The 20,479-nt window shown below is 42.5% G+C and carries 13 protein-coding genes and 1 riboswitch; of the genes, 6 read left to right on the top strand and 7 right to left on the bottom strand.

All coding sequences use genetic code 11. The features are described from left to right. Nucleotides 1-67: 67 nt before the first annotated feature. The 3 genes from DC082_RS09015 to thiC form a co-directional block, all read right to left on the bottom strand. Nucleotides 68-382 carry a type II toxin-antitoxin system RelE/ParE family toxin gene (locus DC082_RS09015; protein ID WP_109236675.1) on the bottom strand — a complete coding sequence of 105 codons (315 nt, stop codon included), beginning with the start codon at nucleotides 380-382 and terminating at the stop codon, nucleotides 68-70. Between the two features lie 5 nt (nucleotides 383-387). Further along, nucleotides 388-621: a type II toxin-antitoxin system ParD family antitoxin gene (locus DC082_RS09010; protein WP_109236674.1), complete on the bottom strand. Its 234-nt coding sequence runs from the start codon at nucleotides 619-621 to the stop codon at nucleotides 388-390. Nucleotides 622-838: 217 nt separating this feature from the next. Then, on the bottom strand, nucleotides 839-2,626 hold the full coding sequence (thiC, locus tag DC082_RS09005; RefSeq protein WP_109236673.1) for a phosphomethylpyrimidine synthase ThiC: 1,788 nt from the start codon (nucleotides 2,624-2,626) through the stop codon (nucleotides 839-841). Between the two features lie 208 nt (nucleotides 2,627-2,834). Next, nucleotides 2,835-2,947, bottom strand: a riboswitch (TPP riboswitch). Between the two features lie 410 nt (nucleotides 2,948-3,357). Here thiC and DC082_RS09000 point away from each other — a divergent pair. Both DC082_RS09000 and DC082_RS08995 read left to right on the top strand, forming a co-directional pair. Next, nucleotides 3,358-3,828 (top strand): RidA family protein, encoded by a 471-nt coding sequence (locus DC082_RS09000; protein ID WP_109236672.1) that lies wholly within the window; start codon nucleotides 3,358-3,360, stop codon nucleotides 3,826-3,828. 439 nt (nucleotides 3,829-4,267) lie between these two features. Next, nucleotides 4,268-4,876, top strand: coding sequence for a VOC family protein (locus DC082_RS08995; RefSeq protein WP_229821702.1), 609 nt, complete (start codon nucleotides 4,268-4,270; stop codon nucleotides 4,874-4,876). Between the two features lie 470 nt (nucleotides 4,877-5,346). On the opposite strand, the gene DC082_RS08990 is transcribed toward DC082_RS08995, so the two are convergent. The 3 genes from DC082_RS08990 to DC082_RS08980 all read right to left on the bottom strand — a co-directional run bounded on the left by DC082_RS08990 (nucleotide 5,347) and on the right by DC082_RS08980 (nucleotide 10,757). After that, on the bottom strand, nucleotides 5,347-6,354 hold the full coding sequence (locus tag DC082_RS08990; RefSeq protein ID WP_109236671.1) for a formamidase: 1,008 nt from the start codon (nucleotides 6,352-6,354) through the stop codon (nucleotides 5,347-5,349). A gap of 1,106 nt (nucleotides 6,355-7,460) precedes the next feature. Next, nucleotides 7,461-7,772 carry a monooxygenase gene (locus DC082_RS08985; RefSeq protein ID WP_275665823.1) on the bottom strand — a complete coding sequence of 104 codons (312 nt, stop codon included), beginning with the start codon at nucleotides 7,770-7,772 and terminating at the stop codon, nucleotides 7,461-7,463. Nucleotides 7,773-7,922: 150 nt separating this feature from the next. Further along, nucleotides 7,923-10,757, bottom strand: a complete 2,835-nt coding sequence (locus DC082_RS08980; RefSeq protein WP_109236669.1) for an FAD-binding and (Fe-S)-binding domain-containing protein — start codon at nucleotides 10,755-10,757, stop codon at nucleotides 7,923-7,925. Nucleotides 10,758-11,749: 992 nt separating this feature from the next. Here DC082_RS08980 and lon point away from each other — a divergent pair. From lon to DC082_RS08960, 4 genes are all read left to right on the top strand, one after another. Next, nucleotides 11,750-14,137 carry an endopeptidase La gene (gene lon, locus DC082_RS08975; protein ID WP_109236668.1) on the top strand — a complete coding sequence of 796 codons (2,388 nt, stop codon included), beginning with the start codon at nucleotides 11,750-11,752 and terminating at the stop codon, nucleotides 14,135-14,137. Nucleotides 14,138-14,767: 630 nt separating this feature from the next. Then, complete coding sequence (locus tag DC082_RS08970; RefSeq protein WP_109236667.1) at nucleotides 14,768-16,021, top strand: porin; 1,254 nt, start codon at nucleotides 14,768-14,770, stop codon at nucleotides 16,019-16,021. 329 nt (nucleotides 16,022-16,350) lie between these two features. After that, a complete protein-coding gene (locus DC082_RS08965) occupies nucleotides 16,351-17,574 on the top strand; it encodes a porin (RefSeq protein WP_109236666.1) in 1,224 nt (407 codons plus the stop codon). 418 nt (nucleotides 17,575-17,992) lie between these two features. Then, nucleotides 17,993-18,985, top strand: coding sequence for an NAD(P)H-dependent glycerol-3-phosphate dehydrogenase (locus DC082_RS08960; protein WP_109236665.1), 993 nt, complete (start codon nucleotides 17,993-17,995; stop codon nucleotides 18,983-18,985). 1,276 nt (nucleotides 18,986-20,261) lie between these two features. Here DC082_RS08960 and DC082_RS08955 read toward each other — a convergent pair. After that, complete coding sequence (locus DC082_RS08955) at nucleotides 20,262-20,444, bottom strand: hypothetical protein (protein WP_094567401.1); 183 nt, start codon at nucleotides 20,442-20,444, stop codon at nucleotides 20,262-20,264. Nucleotides 20,445-20,479 lie beyond the last annotated feature (35 nt).

The raw sequence follows: 20,479 nt of genomic DNA, 5'->3' as shown, positions 1-20,479 counted from the left end.
ATTTATCATTGAATAAAAATATCATAAATCATTTTATTCCAAGGGAAATAATGTATTGCTAATACTATTATTTCATCCAGCTAGGAATATCCGAATGCGCATGCAACACGCGCCAAACATAAATGCTATTATCTTCTTCCATATAAAAAATTAGATAAGGAAAACGTTTTAATTGCCAGCTTCGCAAATTAGGAATGCCCAATTCATAAGCATAACGAGTTGAGCCGCTTGAGGGATGTTCACCAATATGCTGAATCGTTTTTTCTAAATCATCAATAAAAGAGAGCGCAAATCTTGCCGATTCTTCCATATAATAAAGCAGAGCATTTTCAATATCTTGCTCTGCTAATGTTGATTGAGTAATCTGTCTGTTGTCTATCATAAAAACTATTTAGAGAATACTCTGTTTCGTAAGTTCTGAAAATAGTGCTGATCTAAAGCTTGCTCAGAGCAAGGAGATCTTGCCCCTTCTAATAAAATATTTCGAAGCTTTTCACGCTCTAATTCCTTACGAATCAAATCTTTTACATATTCACTATTTGTACTATAAGTTCCATTTTGAACTTTATCTTCGACAAATTCTTTTAATGATTCCGGCAAAGATATATTCATCGTACTCATATTGCCTCCTAATATTTTGGCAAAAATTGCCAATTACTGAATACATTTTAGTCTATTCATAAAATCTTGGGCAATATTTTTTATATAACAATCACAAACCAATCAATAATCAGTCAAGCATGCATGCAAAAAAACTCCCCTGCCGACTCGACAAGAGAGTTTTCTAAAAATATTACTTAATACAGCAATTATCTCAACAAATTATTCCCAAGGGTAATTAACTATAAATCTGCTGCCCTTGCTCTTTAAACTCTTCTGATTTCTGCTTCATGCCTTCAATTGCAACACGTACTTCTTCCGGCGCTTCGGCAAGGTTTTTCGCTTGTGCTTCCCGGCGAATATCTTGAGAGATACGCATTGAACAGAATTTAGGACCACACATTGAGCAAAAATGTGCGACTTTTGCCGCCTCTTGTGGGAGCGTTTCATCATGATATTCACGCGCAAGCTCTGGATCTAAACCGAGATTGAATTGATCTTCCCAGCGGAATTCAAAACGTGCTTTTGAGAGTGCATCATCTCGTTTTTGTGCATTTGGATGCCCTTTTGCTAAGTCGGCCGCATGCGCTGCTAACTTATAGGTGATAACACCGGCACGTACATCTTCACGGTTAGGAAGCCCTAAATGCTCTTTCGGCGTCACATAGCAGAGCATTGCTGTACCATACCAAGCGATCTGCGCCGCACCAATTGCTGAAGTAATATGATCATAGCCCGGTGCAATATCGGTTGTTAATGGGCCTAATGTATAGAAAGGTGCATCATGACAATACTTCTCCTGCATCTCCATATTCTCTTTGATCTTATTCATCGGCACATGTCCTGGGCCTTCAATCATCGTCTGTACATCGTGCTTCCAGGCAATCTCTGTCAATTCACCGAGCGTCTTAAGCTCTGCAAATTGCGCTTCATCATTGGCATCAGCAATCGATCCTGGACGCAGACCATCACCAAGCGAGAAAGAGATATCATACTGCTTCATGATTTCACAGATCTCTTCAAAATGCTCATAGATAAAGTTCTCTTTATGATGTGCTAAACACCACTGCGCCATGATCGATCCACCGCGCGAGACAATACCGGTCACACGATTGGCTGTCATGGGAATATAGCGAAGCAGAACGCCGGCATGAATCGTAAAGTAATCGACCCCCTGCTCTGCCTGCTCAATTAAGGTATCGCGGAAAACTTCCCAGTTGAGATCTTCAGCAATACCATTCACTTTTTCGAGTGCTTGATAGATCGGCACCGTTCCGATCGGTACTGCGGAGTTACGGATAATCCACTCACGTGTTTTATGGATATCCTTTCCTGTTGAGAGATCCATGACATTATCAGCGCCCCAACGGGTTGCCCAAGTCATCTTCTCCACTTCCTCTTCAATATTGGAGGTGATCGCTGAGTTACCGATATTGGCATTGATCTTCACATGGAAATTTTTACCAATAATCATCGGTTCGGCTTCGGGATGATTGATATTTGAGGGAATAATCGCCCGTCCTGCGGCGACTTCATCACGCACAAACTCCGGCGTCATCCCCTCACGAATCGCGATAAACTCCATCTCCGGCGTAATAATTCCTTTACGCGCATAATGCATCTGCGTCACATTCATCCCCGGCTTTGCACGTAGCGGTTTACGCTTTAATCCTGGGAAGACACCTTCATTGATACGTGGATCATCTTCACGCTTGTAGCCATCATCACGCGCACTCTTTACACGCCCCTCATACTCCTCCACATCGCCACGCTCTATCACCCAATCTCTTTTGAGTGCCGGCAATCCTTTTGTAAGATCGACTTGATAATTCTCATCGGTATAAGGACCACTGGTATCATAGACGCGAAATGGTTCATTCTTCTCGATCACTTCCCCTTTTGGGCCAAGCGTATCGCTCAATTCAATCTCACGAAATGGCACTAAGATATCAGGTCGACTTCCTTCAACATAGACTTTGCGACTCTTGGGAAACTGCTTCATTAACGTGATTGATTGTTGTGGCATAAAAACCTCTCCTTTATTATCCTAAAAATAAAAGACGAGATTCTGGCATAGGCGTAAATTGGTACAAAAAAACCTGAGCTTCAACGATCATATCGCGAATAACTCAGGCCTAATCGACACAGTAGATACCTATTCTTCTTTAGCAACAAGCTGATTGATCCTTAATGAATCTCCAATCATCCGCCTATCTCTAACGCTTTACAGATCTACTATAGATTGTTTACTTCCCTACGCTGGTACTAGCCAGATCAGGTCCTGAGGGTTTAAGCATAATTCATGCTAATCTCAGCCCAACTTCATTGGGCACCCCTAGCGAAATCATCTGCACCTTTTATAGATGCAGACCATTACAGTTATAGCTTGTCTCCTCTTTAAAAGCAAATGGAGCAGAAGAAAGAAAAAAATAGTAATCCGAGAGATTCTCTCTGCCGAGATCTCTTTACAGAGAGAGAAAGTAACTGCTAAAAATCTATACGCTTTTCGAAGATTTGCTTTTACTCCCCGCTATTTCCCCCTATAATGCACCGTTCTTGCCGATCGATTTACTTCTCTTTCCAATACTCATAAAAGAGGGGTTCCTATCACTTCTTCGCATCTTTGCAGACGGGTGAGAGCATCGAACGGTACCCTTAAATCGTTATCATCAATAGTCGCTTCAAAAAAGCGATCTTTTATCCACTTCTCATCAAGAAGTGATAAGGTGAATAACATCGATAAAAAAGGAAATAGGAATGAAAAAACTAACAGCAATCCTGCTTGCAGCAGGCATAACAATGGGTGGCGCAATGGCAGATGATATCGTAAGAACAGCAGCTCCGGGTGGATTTCCCATCTCAACTGTCGTTGAAGTTCCAAGCGATGTAACAACTTACTACCTCAGCGGTGCAGTTCCACCAAAATTGGAAGATGGTACTTTTGCTCGTACAACAGAAGAGCAGACTGTCGGCATTCTCAACTCCATCAAAAAGACCTTAGAAGAGCAAGGTTTAACGATGGGTGATATTGTTAAAATGCAAGTCTACTTAGTCGCTGATCCTGATCTTGGTAAAATGGATTTTGCCGGCTTTATGAAAGGTTATGCGCAATTCTTCGGTGAAGGCGCTGAGACAAAAGTTCCAGCACGCTCAGCATTTGAAGTCAAAGGTTTAGCATTCCCAGAATGGTTAATCGAAATTGAAGTAATTGCTGCGAAGAAGAAGTAATCATCAGCGATAATGATTACAACTCACGTTGAACCTGCATCAAAAATGATACAACCCGAAGAAGATTCCTTCGAAAATAGTTCAACTAGCAAAACAAATTAAAGGTTTTAGCCTAAAAAACAGCAGAAAAGAGAATTTTTGCTAAAATAGGTGCAATAAAACCGATAAAACTCCCAAGCGTTATCAGCGTTTGGGAGTTTTTTATTTTAAGCTTGAGATCATTGATAAAATCAAGCTTTTAACAAAAAGAGCATGCGATATTCCATACATAACATTGCCTCTTTATTACTCGATTGATCGCTCATTGTTTGCAGAGTAAGAAAAGATCGTGCTATCTCTATTTGAGGTTTCAAAAAACACCCACTGTCTCACCTTGAGTGATCTCAAGAGACAAAAAATTACAACAAAAGATAACAATAAAAAATCAAAGGGGAAAGAGATGGAACATTCAAACAATAGACAACCGCTTAATAAAAGGGTTCAAAAGCGATTATTGCCGGCGATGGCATTATCCTTATCATTAATAACGGGAGGAGAGATGGTGATGGCAGAAAAAGCACAACTTCAGGTGAATGATCAAGTAGAGAGCCAAAAAGCGCAACGGCTTGCGGCAACTGAGAGTGGCACACCTTGGCTCGCTTCCCGCTTATTAGTTCCCCATCTAACAGTTGTTGATGTTGTGGAGAGTAAACGTTTCTATCAAGAGGCTTTCGGTTTTGAATTACGCTTTGAGGATAGACCGGGTGCTGAGAGTCAGCATGTGGAGATGAATTATTTAGGTGAGCTGATCTTAATGTTTGTTCCGCAAAATGTTCGTGGTTCCGATACTCGTGCGCCGATCGATTTTATGCCACAACAACAATTGACAAGCTACTTCTATCTCTATGTTGATGATGTTGATCAGACTTTCCGCAATGCATTAGATGCCGGCGGAACAGCTATTACAGAGCCTTACGACTCTGCATGGGGAGATCGCTTTGCCATTATCGCCGATCCTAATGGTTACCATTGGGGTTTGGCTAAGAGTCCAAAGTTGAGTTTTGATTAACGATAAAATCACCATCTGCCGGCGCGGGATTTGCGGAAAAACACGATAGTAAGATCCGGCAGCGTTCAGCTTTTTTTGTATCAATCAATAATTCTTAAGAAAATTTGTGGAGGTGCGGGATCCAACCATCTCGCTCTTTTTACCGGTGCATGCCCGCAGGACAGCATCTTTGGTGCCGGAAAATCATCACACTATTTTAGATGTAATTGCCGGCGATTTAATGACCACCAATTGAGATCACCCCTTGCCGGCGCGCAGTTTGCGGAAGCATGCGATAGTAAGATCCGGCAACTCATCAGCCTCTATTTTCAATCAAAAAATAGTAAAAGGCTGAATTCATCGGAACTCAGCCTCTATTACTATCTTACAGTTGAAGATTCTAACTTCATCGAACTTTAATCGATATTTATTCAACCTTTAATCGGTCTTTAAACACCCTTTAAACAATATCGATGAAGCGACTTTGAGAATTACTCCTCCCAATGCTTCTTCCCTTTTTCGGAGTAACCGTAGATCGAACCATCTTTAATCTTGATCTCATCATCCCATGGTAATTTATATTTTCCATTGGCAAGATCATGGATATAGGTTAATTCAGTCTCTGGATCTCCGCCGGGATCGCCTACATATGCACGACTTCCGAGGTTGTAGATATTATTCTCTAAGCCCCAAGTTCTTCGCGCACCATCGGCAAGGATCGGGTAGATCTCCCCGGTAACGATCTCTCCTGGAGAGCGAGTTCCCTGCTGTAATACCGTTCCATCAAAGTTACAGATCTGCCCTTCTCCAAAGTAGTAGAAGGTTCCATCATAACCTGCACAGTTTACAGAGATGGTGTACATCAAGTTATGCCATGCATTAGAACGATTCGTTAAAATCCACTGATCTTGTACCTGCGTACTATAACCGGAGATACGAATATAGACATTTGCCCCTTTATAAGCCGCTTCACGCGCAACTTCTGGAATCATTCCATCATGACAAATACAGATCGCTAACTTACTACCGCCAGGACCATCACAAACCGGCATGCCTAAGTTACCCGGTGACCAAGGCTCAATCGGCGTCCAGGGGAAAAGCTTACGATATTTAAGACAGATCTCCCCCTCTGGATTGATAATGATCGCCGTATCATAAGGGTTTTTAGTAGGATCGGGATTACGTTCAATAATAGAGAAGACGCCATAAACACCGGCCTCTTTACAAGCTTGTGCAAAGATATCGGTCTCTTTTCCGGGAACATCTAGGAGAAACTCCTCAGTTAACCACTTCTCTGTATTTAACCCTTGCGTACTATATTCAGGAAAGATAATCAGCTCTAAGCCCGGATAACCCGCCTTTGTATGATGAATAATGCGAACGATATTTTCGATCTGCTTATCGATATCTGCTCGACTATTCACAATCGGTACAGGATATTGCACCGCAGCTGCGAGAAAGCCTAATTCAGGTTTAGTCATACTACCAATTGAGCCCATAATGTAACTCCTTATAAAAGTTGTTGAGTACTTATTAAGTATCAAATGTACAGCTAACAACGCTCATGCTTTTGGCGTGAGATCATTAATGTACTCTTTCACTTTATAACATTTCACATTATTTTAAAATAATTATATTTAACTTTACAGATGTCAAATCTCTATTAAATTCTCATTAATATATTGTTAATCATTAATAGTGATCTCTCAAATTCCCCATTTTTACAATTGTCGATAAATATCCATTAGAAAAAATTTATGCACCTTGATTCTGAAAGGAATTTTAATCTCTCCCTAAAAATTTTAATTCTTTTTTGATCGAGTACGACAATTAAGAGGCTCTCTTTTAAAATCAGAGGTCATTAATCTTTTGATAATATCTCTATAATATTTCGAAATAAGCTCTAAAATAAACAATCATGTATAAGAAAATTTATGGAGGCGCGGGAGCCAACCATCTCGCTCTTTTCACCGGTGCATGCCCGCAGATCGGCATCTTTGATGCCGGAAAATTATCACTATTTAAAATGTAACTGCCGGCGATTTAATGACCGCCGATTGAGATTTGCTCTTGCCGGCACACGATTTGTGGAAGAACGCGCTAGTAAGATCCGGCACCGTTCAGCTTTTTTTGTATCAATCAATAATTCTTAAGAAGATTTATGGAGGTGCGGGATCCAACCATCTCGCTCTTTTCACCGGTGCATGCCCGCAAGTTGGCATCTTTGATGCCCCATTGCCGGTACATAATCTTTGGAAGAACACGCTAGTAAGATCCGGCACCGTTCAGCTTTTTTATATCAATCAATAATTCTTAAGAAAATTTATGGAGGTGCGGGAACCAACCATTTCGCTCTTTTTACCGGTGCACGCCCGCAGGACGGCATCTTTGATACCGGAAAATTATCACTATTTAAAATGTAACTGCCGGCGATTGAGACCATTATCTGCCGGCACGCGATTTGCGGAAGAACACGCTAGTAAGATCCGGCAGCGTTTAGCCTTTTTTGCCGATACATGCCCGTAATTAAAATCAAAAAAAAGAGTGAAGCTGATCGATCATCTTATCGATAAGATTCACTCTTTCTTCTCTATTGAAATGGAGTCTACTTAGAGGCCACCGTAAATTGATTAATGGCACTTAAAGGCTCATTGACGGAGAAATATTTCACGCTAATATTTTTTGCACCCATCGCTTCAACACGCGCACAATGCATTGCCACATAATTCTCGGCACTTTCACGATCTTTAAAGAGATAGATACCGCCACTCTCCGCTGTTTCACTATTTTCGATCCAGATTTTAGAGAGAAATCCCGGCTCTTGATTGATGCTCTCTGCCAGAGATTTCGCTCCCTCGGTTAATGCGTCCCCCATCATCTCGATGGGGAAATCGAAATTCATCTGTACTAATATCATTATGACTCTTTCCTTCTATTTAAATTCTTAAATCATGGATCACACCGATCACGCTATCGATCAAATCGATAACTGAAGTAGAGCGATAGAGAACGTGGCTGAAGCGATCCGACTTCTCTATCTACTACAATCTACTACCTAATAGAGATATTATAACGCACACTCATCAAGAAGCGCTTCGATACTCTTAAACTGCAATCCGGTATGAGTCGTTAAACCGAGCTGACATGTTTTACTCATCGATGCGCCGATCTCATAATCCTGTTTCACCGTTGCTGGCAGACGTTGAAGACTATTTTGATTGATCTCCGGCACGGTAAAGCCCTTCATTCCCCCAAAACCACAACACTCAATATTGGTGGAGACCACTTCCCTCGCACATTTTTGCGCTAACTTGAGGAGCATCTCTCCACCGCCATCTTTTGCCACAGAACAGGGCGTATGGAGAAGGAGTTTGTCGATCTTCGGCTTCATCGTCAATTTCGGCGCGACCTCTTTTAAGAGAAACTCTACAGAGTGATAGAGAATCAGACGCTCATCGAGCAGACCCCGTTTTTGTAGATCATGTACCTGCAAGGCACACGGCGCATTATCCACATAGATGGGAATCTCCCCATAGCGAGAGGCTTTTAGAAGAACCTCATTAAGATGACGCGCCATCTTATCCGCTTCTAAAGGCGCCTTTGCCGATACAAATGGCTGTCCACAACAGATGCCGGAGATCTTATCGGGGAAGAATGGGGTAAAGCCTGCTTTATGCAGTAGGCTGATCACATGATCAAAGGTATTTTCCGGCGCACCGCCCTTCTCTCGCTTGAGCTCCTGCATATTACGATTGACACAGGTGGTGAAGTAGACAACCGAGTTCTCAATTTTACTCGGCACCGGTAATGCCGGTAAGCTTGAAGAGACCTCCGGCATCGCCTTCGGAACAACAGGAATTCCCTTAAAGATCTTATGAGCCGCCTGCGTTAAATTGTGCGTACGATCGATCCCGATTTTATGCGCCATATTGACCGTAAAGCGCATCCGCTTCTCGGCTAAAGCAAAGTGATTGCCGGCAATACGAAGTAGCGCGCGACTATTAACGGGGCGAATCGATTTGATAAATTTCCCGGTATCGATCCCTAATGGGCAACGAAGCGCACACATTCCCGTCTCGGCACAAGTATCGATGCCGGCATATTGAAAGGCGCGATTCATCTTTGCAAAGAGCTTGCCGCTCTCCCCCGTTCTCGGCAATGCCTGCATATTACGGTAAGCGACAATACGCTGTCTTGGCGTTAAAGAGAGACCATCGGAAGGACATGCCGGCTCACAAAAACCGCACTCAACACAGTCATGAATCAACTTATCCGCCACCGGAATCTGCTTAAGGGAGGTGATATGGAGCTTCTTATTATCGGTAATAATCACATCGGGATTGAAGATCTTATCGGGATCGAAGAGCGCTTTAATATCGCGCATCACCTGATAGATCTCCTCGCCCCACTCCGCTTCAACAAAGGGGGCGATATTACGCCCGGTGCCATGCTCCCCCTTTAATGAACCGTTATATTTAACGGCAACCACCTCAGCAAGCTCATCCATAAAGGCATCGAACTGCTTGATCTTCTTCTTCGATGTCATCGTCGGCGCTAACATAAAGTGGAGATTCCCCTCTAATGCATGCCCCATAATAGTCGCTTCTGGGAAATTATGCTTCTCAAAGAGCTTCGTTAATGCCTGCACTCCCTCAACAAGATGCTCCATCGGAAAGACCACATCTTCCGGGATAATTGCCGCACCACTTTTACGCCCTTTCGCCACAATCGGAAAGAGCCCTTTTCGTGTATTCCAATATTGCGTTGTGATCTCAGGATCGGTCTGAAAGCCTGTGGCCTCCACCACATTGTAATCGGCAAGAACGGATTCGATCTTATCGATCTTTGCTCGCAGCTCAGAAGCGCTCTCCCCCATAGTTTCAATCAAGAGACAAGCACTATCCTTATTGAGAGGACGATAGAAGAAGCCAGGAAGATCGGGGATCTCTTCCCCCACAAGATGAAGCGTTCGGCCATCGAAGAGCTCCACCGCCTCCACCGGCGCATCGGCCCGTAGAGCTTTTACCGCCTCACAACACTCCCTTAAAGAGGTAAAATAGACAAAGGCAGAAGCTTTATGATCATACTCCGGCACCGTGCGATAGACCACTTCACTCACAAAGCCGAGCGTTCCTTCGGAGCCGACAATGAGATGCTTTAAGATATCGATCGGATCTTCATAATCGATCAGCGCATTAACGCCATAACCGGTAGTATTTTTAATACGATATTTTACCGCCACCTTCTCTTTTAAGAGCGGATTTTCAATAATTCGTTGGCGCAATTGAGCGAGATGCGTTAAAAATTTGGCATGACTTTGGCGAAATTGTGCCACATTCTCCGGATCACGCGTATCAAGTACCGTGCCATCATTAAGGACAAGTCGGATATCGGCCAATGTATGGTAGCTATTATGCTTTGTGCCACAACACATGCCGCTACTATTATTGGCCACAATCCCACCCACGCGCGCGACATTGATCGATGCCGGATCGGGCCCGATTTTACGCTGATAAGGTTTTAATGCCTTATTGACCATCGCCCCAATCACCATCGGCCCGACAGTCACAAGATCACCACCCTCGCTAATCTCTAATTTAGTGAAGGCATTTCCCAACATCACTAAGACAGAGCCACTCGATGTCTGTCCGGAGAGTGATGTTCCTGATGCACGGAAAGTGAGCGCCACTTGGCACGCTTTTGCCGCTTTGATCAGCTCGATCACTTCTGCCTCATCTCCTGCACGCACCACCACCTGCGGGATATAGCGGTAGAGACTCGCATCTGTGCCATACGCAAACCGATAGAAGAAGTCGGTATAGACAGCCTTCTCTCCGACAATCTCTTTCGCTCTCTCTGCAAACTTTTGATGCGCGGCATCAACGGGAATCTCTTTTAACATATCGTACTCTCCTACATCTATTTCTATCTCATGACGCTCTCTCAAGCGCACTTAGGGCGGCTCTTTCACGCCTACTATTCTTACTATTCTTACTATTCTTACTATTATTTGTCGTTACTATTATTATCGCGATGACGGATCATCTCTGGCGGATCATTTGTTACAGACCTTCGATTCAATATTGTAGATGATCGATAGCGGTCTTGAGGTGGTTTTGATCCGAGTCTGTTGCCTTATCTATTTTCGCTCTATTGACTCTGTTCCTTCGGTTCGTTCTGTTCTCTTTTTTCAACACTAACCTCTTCAGTCGCTACACTGTCCTCCCCTGACTCTTCGAGCAGGCTTTCGGCCTAGATTCACCGAATGCTAAAGGTTGATGATGAAGCAGTCGGCATCCATTGTTTCATGGGAAACATTTTTAATAGGATCCCGGCAGATCAAGTGATCTCGAAGCTAGATCGATACGGAGTTGATACCGAGAAAAGGAGAGATAAGTGATCACTAAAATCAATGATTCAAATTGATCATCTTGGTGACTGATCATCTTCGTAAAGAGAGAACAACAATTTTAATTCAATCCCTCTTTATGCCATTTTTCGGCAAATATTTCAAAATTATTCCGGCAATACCATTCTAACTTACCTCCTTAACAGAGCTAGTAGAGAACTTTTCCAGAGCTTCTACACAAGGTTATCGAGAGGTTACCCACAAAGTTATCCACAGGATAACTGCATAAGTAGATAATTGTAGATAATTGAGATAAGCGAAAGATGACTAAGAGCAGACTAAGGAAGAAGTAAGAAATGACATAGTATATATAGGGGCCATTACAGATCGATAACATTTCACCCATTATGGAGAAGAATCGAAACCGATAGAAAGCAATTTCTACGCAAAGTAAAATCTTCTCAGGAGGTTGATATCTTCTTTTTAACCCCCATTGTCCATAGCGATAACAGATATAAAAAAGGATTAAGGTATTAAGGAATCTTATGAGTGAAGATAAAAAAACGACACTTCCGGCGATTGACAGCGATGTCAAAGGGCATAACGAGGTCATTATTGAAGGGGATACCGTTTCAAACATTATCCATATCCTTCCGCTCAATGATCGTCCCTTCTTTCCGCCACAGATAGCGCCTCTCCTCTTAAATGAGGAGCCGTGGTTGACGACGCTCGATTCCATTATGGATAACCGCACTCGCGTTGTCGGCTTAGTTTTAACCGATCAAGAAGATCCTTCTACATTAAAGACCGATAACTTCTATGAGTATGGCACGTTAGTACATATTCACCATCCTCATAGAGAAGATGGTCGCGTGCAATTTATTGCCCAAGGTATTCAACGCTTTCGCATTAAGCGCTGGATCTCCAAAGAGATCCCCTTTGTGGCGCAGGTGGAATATTTTGATGAAAGAATGCTCACCAAATCGGAAGAGGTTCGTGCCTATTCGATGGCGGTGATCAATGCATTAAAAGAGTTGATCCCCTTCAACCCGCTCTTCTCTGAGGAGTTGAAACACTTTTTAACCCGTTTTAATAGTAGCGATCCGTCTCCCTTTGCTGATTTTGCCGCGAGTATGACCTCCGGCTCAAAAGAGGAGCTCCAAGAGGTATTAGCCACTGTGCCGCTTGTACCACGCCTTCGGAAGGTGCTCTCCATTATTCAGCAAGAGATTAAGGTAGCGAAACTCCACAGCTCGATCCGAGAAGAGGTAGAAGATCAGCTTACAGATCAGCAGCGTCAATACTTCTTACGTGAGCAACTGAAAGTGATTCAGCAAGAGCTTGGGCTCTCTAAAGATGATAAAGCCGCCGATATCGATAAATTTGTTGAGCGCTTAGCCGATAAGGTGATCCCTGAAGCGGCACAAGAGCGAATCGATGATGAGTTGGAGAAACTGCAAGTATTAGAGACCGGCTCGCCAGAGTATGGCGTTACGCGGAACTATCTCGATATTATTACCGATCTCCCGTGGGGCAATCAGAGTGAAGATAACTTCAATCTCCAGCAGGCGCGCAAGATCTTAGATCGTGATCATTTCGGTTTAGAGGATGTGAAAGATCGCATTATTGAGACCCTTGCCGTAGGGAAACGGAAAGGGGAGATCAAAGGGACCATTATTCTCCTGGTCGGTCCGCCGGGCGTGGGGAAAACTTCCATCGGTCGCTCCGTTGCCGATAGCTTAGGGCGTCAATTTTATCGCTTTAGCTTAGGGGGCGCGCGCGATGAGGCGGAGATTAAAGGCCATCGCCGAACCTATATTGGTGCGATGCCGGGGAAATTGATCCAAGCACTTAAAGAGACCAAGGTGGATAACCCAGTCATTATGCTCGATGAGATCGATAAGATGGGGCAATCCTTCCAAGGTGATCCCGGCTCTGCCCTACTTGAGGTGCTCGATCCGGCACAAAATAGCGACTTTTTAGATCACTATCTCGATGTGCGTTACGATCTCTCAAATGTACTCTTTATCTGTACCGCCAATACGCTCGACTCTATTCCGCCGGCACTCTTAGACCGAATGGATGTGATTCGCCTCTCAGGCTATATTTTAGAAGAGAAGAGTAAGATCGCCCGCCAATATCTCTGGCCAAGACAGCTTGAGAAAGCAGGTTTTGATAAAAAAGAGCTTCGCATTACGCCGGCAGCGGTTGATCGTGTGATTGATGATTATGCGCGCGAAGCGGGAGTGCGTCAGCTTGAGAAGCAGCTAGCTAAAATTGTGCGTAAAGCGGCAGTGAAATTTGAGACAGAGAACCTCGAATCCTTTACCGTTGGCGTCAATGAGATTATCCCCTTCCTCGGCAACCCTCGATTCAATCGGGAAAAGCCGATCCAAAATGTGGGCGTTGTTACCGGCCTTGCGTGGACTTCTCTCGGCGGTGTAACGCTCCCTGTGGAAGCGGTGAAGATTCATGAGTTACAAAGAGGAATTAAGTTAACGGGGCAACTTGGAGAGGTGATGCAAGAATCGGCCAATATTGCTTATAGCTATATTATGGCCAATGCGGCAAAGCTTGGATTACAGGAGAGCTTCTTTGAAAAAGCCTTTATCCATATCCATGCACCGGAAGGCGCAATCCCGAAAGATGGCCCCAGTGCCGGCATTACCCTTGCCTCCTGCTTGATGTCGCTTGCCCTCAATCAGGCTCCGAAAAATATCGCCATGACAGGAGAGCTCACCTTAATCGGCCAAGTTCTCCCGATCGGCGGTGTGAAGGAGAAGTTAATCGCCGCAAAACGCGTCGGCATTAAAGAGATCATCTTCCCGAAAGCGAACCAGAAAGATGCCGATGAGTTGCCGGAGTATCTTAAAGAGGGATTAAAGCTCCACTTTGTCGAGCACTTTACCGAAGTGGCGAAACTGCTCTTCTAGGTGAAAAGGTGCTATCTCACCCAACAAGAGTAATTTAATAAGATCAAGAGCGACCATCATTAAAGTGATGAGTCGCTCTTTTATTATCTCTTTAGATAACGCCTCACGAAACATTCAAGGTTATAATTCAATATTATATTTTGAATATTTAAAGTGATATTGAGAGTGATATTGAGATCTTATATAACGTATATATAGAGACTCTCTTCTTGTATTAAAAAAACAACAAAGAGAGTTCAAACACAATAGAGAACCTATTTAACCTTTAATCTCGATTGTAAACTAAGAACTTTATAATATCTGCCTCAAAATTTTAGCCTTACGAATATAAGCTCATTGAGTAGATTAATTTAAAAACTCTCTTTATAGTGCGACTCGATATAAATACCCTCTCATCTTATCAAAAGAGTAAAATCAAGGAGTTAAAGCTATTTCGATTATTCAATCGATCAAAATTAATTGTTGCAAAAAAACAACAATCGAAATTAAATTATCATTATTACCAAAAAATAGTTGCTTAAATGATAATCCCTCGTTAAAATGCGAATCATAGCGTGACAAAAGTCACTCAGTTTTAATCTGTTTATTGTAAAAGTGGTTCGGCCACCCAATTCCACTGGAGTGTATATTATGATGAAGAAAAGTATTTTCGCAGTAGCAGTCGCTTCTGTTTTAACATTAGGCGCAGCGCAAGCTGAAACAGTTCTCTACGGTTCTATCCGTTACGACTACGAGAGCAAAAAAGTTCAACCAATGAAATCCGTACATGAAGAAGAAGGCAATGCGGTAACTAAACGTGTAAAGCGTTTAACTAGTAACCGTGTTTCAAACCTTAATGACGCAGGTTCACGTATCGGTCTTAAAGGTTCAGAAGATTTAGGTAACAACAACGCTGTTATCTATAACCTTGAGTGGGGCTTCGATGGCATGGTTCAAGACGAAAGTAATGACAGCAAATGGACTACGCGTAAAGCAATCCTCGGTTTAACCGGTGATTGGGGTACAGTAACTGCAGGTCGTCAAGATAACCCATTCAAAGTTACAATCGTTGATGACTCTGTTACAGATGAGTTCAATGGCGGTAACGTGATCTCTTCAGCAGCACAACGTGCGATGACCACATCACTCTTAGCACAAGGCCTCTCTGGTGAGAAGCTTAATGATAAAGGGAAACTTGTTGAAGGTTCTTTTGTCAACACTGTAGACAGTGCTAAATTCTCGCGTGTTGGTAAAGTAATTGCTTATACAACACCTAACTTTGAAGGCTTCCAAGCAAACGCAGCGGTAATGATGGATGATAATCTCTACCCAACTAATAACCGTAAAAACGCTGACCTTTGGACTGTGAATGCACAATATGCATATGATGTAACTGCTGATGGCCAAATCCTTGCAAAATTAGGTTATATCCAAGGTAAAGTAGCAGGAGCTCCATCAGAAGGTTCAAAAAAAGATGGCATCATTGTTCCTAACAATAACGGTCGTTACTCTTCAAAAATCTGGGGTCTCTTCTTAGGTTATGTTTCTGATGAGCTCCGTGTAACTGCAGCATATGCAGATGGCACACATAAAGTACAAGATGTTGCTAATGCAGACTATCAAAATGGTCAAAAACAAAAATCGAAAGGTTGGGATTTAGGTGCGAGCTACTCATTTGGTCCTAACTACTTCAGCACTGTCCGTGCAGCATATGGCGAAAACCATGTGAAAGTTGCTGGTGAGAAAGATAAAGTTAAATCATGGGCGGTTGGTTTCGAGCAAAAACTCTCTACACGTACACGTGCGTGGGTTGAGTATGGCGCAACTGAAACTAAATTTGCTGGCAATAACTCAGATAAGCAAAAAGATAACGTAGTATCTATCGGTATGCGTCACGACTTCTAATTGAGCCTTGCACAGCAAGAATCATTAGAATTTAGACAAATAGTAAAGAGAGAGCCTCTACTCGCAACAGTAGAGGCTCTTTTTTGTTGCTAAATAGATGAATGCTGTAAAATAGTTGTTGTTTTTTTATCCTGATTGGCAACTTAGATCACTATTTTGCGCTTATTCTTTATCAAAAATACAAATATTACTGAAAAGCTGTTGCGTTCAGGATACATTCCCGCTATTATTGTTATCAGCAATGGACACTTCTTCGGAGTGATTCATTTCGAACTTAAATATAGATGAGCGTTGCCAACGGTTGGCACTTTCAGAAAGGATAATTGATTATGATGAAGAAAAGTATTTTCGCAGTAGCAGTAGCTTCTGTTTTAACATTAGGCGCAGCGCAAGCTGAAACTGTTCTCTACGGTTCTATCCGTTACGACTACGAGAGCAAAAAAGTTCAAAAAATGAACCCAGAACAGGATGGTATCAAAAAACTTACTAGCAATCGTGTTTCTAACTTAAACGACGCTGGTTCACGTATCGGTCTTAAAGGTTCAGAAGATTTAGGTAACAACAACGCAGTTATCTATAACCTTGAGTGGGGCTTCGACGGTATGATCCAAGACGAAGGTAAAGACAGCAAGTGGACTACACGTAAAGCAATCCTCGGTTTAACTGGTGATTGGGGTACGGTAACTGCAGGTCGCCAAGACAACCCATTCAAAGTAACGATCGTTGATGACACTGTTACAGATGACTTCAATGGCGGTAATGTGATCTCTTCTGCAGCACAACGTGCAATGACAACTAACTTAATGGGTGCTCATTCTATAGCTGCATATGACAAAGAAGGTAAATTTGACGTAAAGCAAACTGAATTAAATGCTATCGATGCTTTAAGCAGTGCTAAATTTTCTCGCGTTGGTAAAGTGATTGCTTACACAACTCCAGATTTCGCTGGTTTCCAAGCAAATGCAGCAATCATGATGGACGATGCTTTATACATTGGTAAAAATGGAAAAGCAACAAACAACAGCAAAAATGTTGACCTCTGGACTATCAATGCGAAATATGCATATGATTTAGGCGCAAATGGAACGATCCTTGCTAAAGCAGGTTATATCCAAGGTAAAATGGGTGATAACAACAAATCAAAAATGTGGGGTTTAATGCTCGGTTATGGTCAGGATGCATTTAAAGTATCTGCATCATATGCTGATGGTAATCATAGACTTCCTACAGACTTAACTACTGAAGAACGTGGTGTGTCAGTTTGGACTGGAAAAGGTGATAAAGTTAAGTCAAAAGGTTGGGATTTAGGTGCAAGCTTCTCATTTGGCCCTAACTACTTCAGTACTGTTCGCGCAGCTTATGGTGAGAACCATGTAAAAGTTGATGGCGACAAAGATAAAGTTAAATCATGGGCGGTTGGTTTCGAGCAAAAACTCTCTACACGCACACGTGCATGGGTTGAGTATGGTGCAAACGAAACTAAATTTGCTGGTGAAGGCAACGACAAGAAAAAAGACAACGTAGTATCAATCGGTATGCGTCACGACTTCTAATTAAACGCTTGAGCAATCAAGCTTTATTGGAAGAACGTGTAAACGTCTGATAGAAGCCCCACTCTTTTGAGTGGGGTTTCTTTTTGTCTGCGATTTAGAGTGGTATCGATCTAATGAGCTATATTTCTGTTTTTGACTGATGTTATCTATTGATACCTTTCCTCTTCTCATCCCTTCCCTATTCGTGCGATTCCTCCCCACTTTGACCTTTCCCCGCAAGCGATGAGCGCACTATGTTATAATTTTTACAACCTCTTTCATCTAAAAACAGACAAGTCAATGATGAGAGAGCAATCATTAGATTTCGCATGTTGCACAATTTTAATAATTTCAATATGTGGAATCGGCGAATAATTAAGTTTTGAGTAGATCATCACTGTGAGATCAACAACCGTATTGAGAGAATAGGAGAGATTGAATGCGTAGAGAGATTGCCGTAATAGGTGCCGGCTCTTGGGGAACCGCACTTGCCATCCATGTTGCTAATAAATTCCCCGTCAGATTGTGGAGCCACAATCGCGAACATATTGCCGAGATGCAAAAACTGCGTCTTAATGAGCGCTTTTTGCCGGAGATCCCCTTCCCTGATACGATCGCCCTCTTCGATGATTTTGAAGAAGCAATGAGTGGCGCGACCGATATTCTAATCGCCGTCCCCTCTACCGCTTTTAGTGAGATTGTTAACAAGTTAAAAGAGATCCATTTTACAACATTACCGCCGGTGATCTCCGCGACAAAAGGGCTTGATCATGATACTAACGGTTTTTTAAGCGATACTTTCTACCAGGCCTTTCCTAATGGGCATTTCACCGTACTTTCAGGCCCAAGTTTCGCTAAAGAAGTAGCCAAACTCTACCCCACCGCCATTGCCATTGCCGGCAAAAACGAAGCAGAGCTTGCGGAAGTGATTCCCCTTTTTCATCACGGCAATATGCGGGTTTATGGCAACCTCGATATTAAAGGGGTACAAATTGCCGGCGCTTATAAAAATGTGATCGCCATTGCAACCGGAATCTCCGATGGTTTAGGCTTTGGCGCCAATGCAAGAGCAGCACTCATCACCCGAGGATTAGCAGAGATGACGCGCCTCGGTATTGCATTAGAGGGAAATCCAGAGACTTTTAAAGGCTTAACAGGCCTTGGCGATCTAGTTTTAACCGCAACGGACAATCAATCCCGAAATCGCCGATTTGGACTTCTTTTAGGACAAGGGGAAAAAGCTGCCGATGCTTTTAAAACGATTGGGCAAGTGGTAGAAGGTGCCAATATTGTTAAAAATATCTATGAATTGGGAGAGACAATGGGCATTGATCTGCCAATTGCGCAACAAGTCTATAAGATTCTCCATAAAAATGTTCTCCCCAATGCATCCCTTCATCAACTCCTGGCAAGAGAACAAAAAATCGAATAAGAATGAATATTGCCGGCAATGGATATTAACCATCTGCCGGCAATTAAATTTAAGTCCTATACCGGCGATAACAATCTCCCCGTGCCGGCATACTCTTTTGGAAGAACGCGGTAGTAATCTCCGGCACCTCTTTAGCCTGTTTTATTTCAATGAATCATTTTATGATTCTTAAGAAGGTTTATTGAAAGGCGGGAACCCACCATTTCATTCTTATTGCGACTGCATGCCCGCAGGTCGGCATCCTTGATGCCGAGAACTTATCGCAACTTGAGTGAGCAGTATTGCCGGCGATTGAAAGATCGCCCCGTGCCGGCATGCATTTTTTGGAAGAATGCGGTAGTGAGATCCGGCACCTCTTCAACCTGTTTTATTTCAATGAATCATTTTATGATTCTTAAGAAGATTTATTGAGAGGCGGGAACCCACCATTTCATTCTTATTACGACTGCATGCCCGCAGGTCGGCATCCTTGATACTGAGAACTTATCGTTATTTGAGTGAGCCGTATTACCGGCACATGAGTTTTAGAAGTATGCAATAGTATTTTCCGATACCGCATAAATCTTTATATTTCAAGATATCAGTGATAGTTGTTACCGGCGATTGAAAGCTCGCCCTATGCCGGCATGCGCTTTTTGGAAGAACGCGGTAGTAAACTCCGGCACCTCTTCAGCTTGTTTTATTTCAATGAATCATTTTATGATTCTTAAGAAGGTTTGTTGAAAGGCGGGAACCACCACTTCATTCTTATTACGACTGCATGCTCGCAGGGCGGCATCCTTGATGCCGAGAACTTATCGCAACTTGAGTGAATGGTATTCCCGGCACATGAGTTTTAGAAGTATGCAATAGTATTTTCCGATACCGCATAAATCTTTATATTTCAAGATATCAGTGATAGTTATTACCGGTGATTGAAAGATCTCCCCATGCCGGCATGCACTTTTTGGAAGAATGCGGTAGTGAGATCCGGCACTTCATCGGCTTTTGATTGTATATATAATAGAAAAATAGAAAACCCCGCCAAAAAGAGCGGGGTTTTTATAAGGTCTTGACGATTATTGATTAAATATTCTTATTAGATATTTGCGAATGATTTCTTTATTAAATCTATTTTAATATCGATTAACATAGATTAATTGAGATTAACCAGATGTTGAATATCTTAATTGAATAGTTCAATAACCATCGAATAATTACCTACAATATTAAACTCGATTTCACTAAAATGATTAAAATTGATTAATAATTTTAATATTTAGCTGCAATTAAGCGATTATTTGAAACGAGTTTTTGTGAAGTATTTGTCAAATTGTGCTTGTGTTGCAAGTGCGATGCTTTTCGCTTCGTTTGCTGTTTTTAACGCTTCGTCTGCTTTCGCTTCAACGTTTTGTGATGCACAACCAACAGTGATTGCACCAACAACTACTAATGCTGCTACTTTAGCTAAGTTTTTCATATTACTTGTTCCTTAATAAAAATAATATTTAGAAG

Origin of the sequence: Ignatzschineria indica (assembly GCF_003121925.1) — a bacterium.
Lineage (GTDB): Bacteria > Pseudomonadota > Gammaproteobacteria > Cardiobacteriales > Wohlfahrtiimonadaceae > Ignatzschineria > Ignatzschineria indica.
This window is presented reverse-complemented; position numbering and strand designations above follow the sequence as displayed.